Below are 2,820 nucleotides of genomic sequence, written 5' to 3'. Positions count from 1 at the left end.
ATTGGGTGCACGTTCCGTTGGGCAAACCCACTAGATCACGGATAATGGTCACCCTTGAGCTCCCTCAGATTTCCCAAGCAATCAGAAATCTCCGCTTAACCCAAATGAAGGCATTACATCGAATGCAAGGGGCGACAAGCGTTTCAAGAAGCTCTTATGAGCCACAAGCAAATATCGCAGACGAATTTCTGAATCCAATATTTCTAAATTAAATTCGAATGTTGAAGGAACATCAGCACACCCCGATGATGCAGCAGTACCTGCGCATCAAGGCCGAACATCCGGGGCTGCTGCTGTTCTACCGGATGGGCGACTTCTACGAACTGTTCTTCGACGATGCAGAGAAGGCAGCGCGCCTGCTCGACATCACGCTGACGACGCGCGGACAGTCGGCCGGGCAGCCGATCCGGATGGCCGGCGTTCCCTACCATGCGGTTGAGCAGTATCTGGCACGGCTGGTCCGCCTGGGTGAGTCGGTGGTGATCTGCGAGCAGATCGGCGACCCGGCAACCAGCAAGGGTCCGGTCGAGCGGGCCGTGGTACGCATCGTCACGCCCGGCACGCTGACCGACAGCGCGCTGCTCGACGAAAAACGGGACACGCTGCTGCTCTCGCTGTCTGCCAACAGGCAAGTCGTCGGTCTGGCCTGGATCAACCTGGCGAGCGGCGAGTTCCGCGTCTGTGAAGTGGCGCCGGGCAAGCTCGCAGCGACGCTCGAACGCGTCCGACCCGCCGAAGTCCTCGTTCCCGAAAGTCTCGGCCTGTCCCTTCCTGCCGAAGTGGCTCTGACTCGCCAAGCGGACTGGCATTTCGATTTTGCCAACGCCAGTCGCGAACTCTGTGCGCACTTCGGCACGACCTCGCTCGCCGGTTTCGGGGCCGACGGCCTGCGCCCGGCAATTGCCGCCGCAGGCGCCTTGCTGCGCTACGCAAAGGCGACCCAGGCACGGGCCTTACCGCATCTGCGCGCACTCCTGGTCGAACACGACGTGACCTTCGTCGGGCTCGATACGGCGACGCGCCGCAATCTCGAACTCACCGAAACGCTGCGCGGCCAGGCTGCCCCGACGCTCTGCAGCGTGCTCGACAACTGCGTCACGGCGATGGGTTCGCGCCTGCTGCGACACACTCTGCACCACCCGCTGCGCGATCCTGCGATCCCCAGCGCGCGGCACGCCGCGATCGCCATGCTGCTTGACGACGCCGGCCTGACCCTGCGGACGCTGCGCGAGGCTTTGCGCGGCTTTGCCGACATCGAACGGATCGCCGGCCGGATCGCGCTCTGCAGCGCGCGCCCGCGCGACCTGTCGAGCCTGCGCGACAGTCTGCGACGATTGTCCGAGTTGCGGGCACCGCTGGCGACGAGCGCCGCGCCGCTGCTCGCCGAGCTCCACGAGCAAATGGCGACCCCGTCCGCTGCCGTCGGCCTGCTCGAGCGCGCGATCCGGCCCGAACCGGCGGCTCTGATCCGCGATGGCGGGGTTATCGCCGACGGCTTCGATGCCAATCTCGACGAACTGCGCGCGCTCAACGAGAACTGCGGCAGCTTCCTGGTCGAACTCGAGGCGCGCGAGCGCGAGCGCACCGGTATCGGTTCCCTGAAAGTCGAATACAACCGCGTGCACGGTTTCTACATCGAGGTAGGCAACGCCCATGCCAGCAAGGTGCCCGACGATTACCGCCGGCGGCAGACGCTGAAGAATGCCGAGCGCTACCTGACGCCGGAACTGAAGGCTTTCGAGGACAAGGCCCTGTCGGCGCGGGAGCGGGCACTGGCGCGCGAGAAGCGGCTCTACGACGGGCTTCTCGCGGCCCTGCAGGAGGACCTGCCACGCTTGCAGGCGATCGCCCAGGCGGTGGCCGCGGTGGACTTGCTCAGCAGCCTGGCCGATACGGCGCACAAGCGCAACTATTGTCATCCGACGTTTTCGTCCGAGCCGGGACTGCGGATCGAGGGCGGTCGGCATCCGGTTGTCGAGGATCAGCTCGACGACGGCGCGTGCTTCATCGCCAACGATACGCGCTTGGCCGACGAACGCCGCCTGCTGCTGATTACCGGTCCGAACATGGGAGGCAAGTCGACCTACATGCGGCAGACAGCGCTGATCGCGCTGCTCGCCTATGTCGGCTCCTGGGTACCGGCGACGCGCGCCGTGCTCGGCCCGCTCGACCAGATATTCACCCGCATCGGCGCCGCCGACGATCTCGCCGCCGGACGCTCGACATTCATGGTCGAGATGACCGAAGCGGCGGCGATCCTGCATCACGCGACCGAGAACAGTCTGGTGCTGATGGATGAAATCGGCCGCGGCACCTCGACCTTTGACGGGATGGCGCTGGCTTTCGCCATCTGCCGCCGGCTGCTGGAAAGGAACCGCTGCCTGACGCTGTTCGCAACGCACTACTTTGAGCTGACGCTGCTGGCCAACGAGTACCCGGAACTGGCCAACGTGCACCTCGACGCGATCGAGCACGGCGAGCGCATCGTTTTCCTGCACGCGGTAGAGGAAGGGCCAGCCAACCAGAGCTATGGCATCCAGGTGGCAGCCCTGGCAGGAATTCCCTTGCCGGTGATCCGGGCAGCCCGTCGGCAGTTGCACGAGTTCGAACAACGCGCTTCGATCAACCCCCTGCAACCCGACCTCTTCGCGACGGCGCTGGCGGATGACGCGGAAGCGAGCGAAACAGCGCCGCCACCGGCGATCGAGCGACTGCGCTCGATCGATCCCGATCGCCTGACCCCGCGCGAAGCACTCGACGTACTCTACGAACTGAAATCGCTACTGCAATGATCCTCCGATGCCTGCGAGCGGCACTGCT

The 2,820-nt window shown here is 64.7% G+C and carries 1 protein-coding gene; it reads left to right on the top strand.

Annotated elements, in window-relative coordinates:
* Positions 1–218: 218 nt before the first annotated feature.
* A complete protein-coding gene (mutS, locus tag NFV80_RS11375) occupies positions 219–2,792 on the top strand; it encodes a DNA mismatch repair protein MutS (RefSeq protein ID WP_295329274.1) in 2,574 nt (857 codons plus the stop codon).
* Positions 2,793–2,820: the final 28 nt, after the last annotated feature.

The sequence above is a fragment of the Accumulibacter sp. genome, from assembly GCF_023806565.1.
In the GTDB taxonomy this organism is placed as follows: domain Bacteria; phylum Pseudomonadota; class Gammaproteobacteria; order Burkholderiales; family Rhodocyclaceae; genus Accumulibacter.
The sequence above is the reverse complement of the archived record's forward strand: the minus strand, read 5'-3'. Positions and strand labels throughout refer to the sequence as shown.

Bases quoted from the DNA above. Each gene is read 5' to 3' on its own strand.
- mutS (WP_295329274.1), top strand. From the start codon at position 219: ATGTTGAAGGAACATCAGCACACCCCGATGATGCAGCAGTACCTGCGC.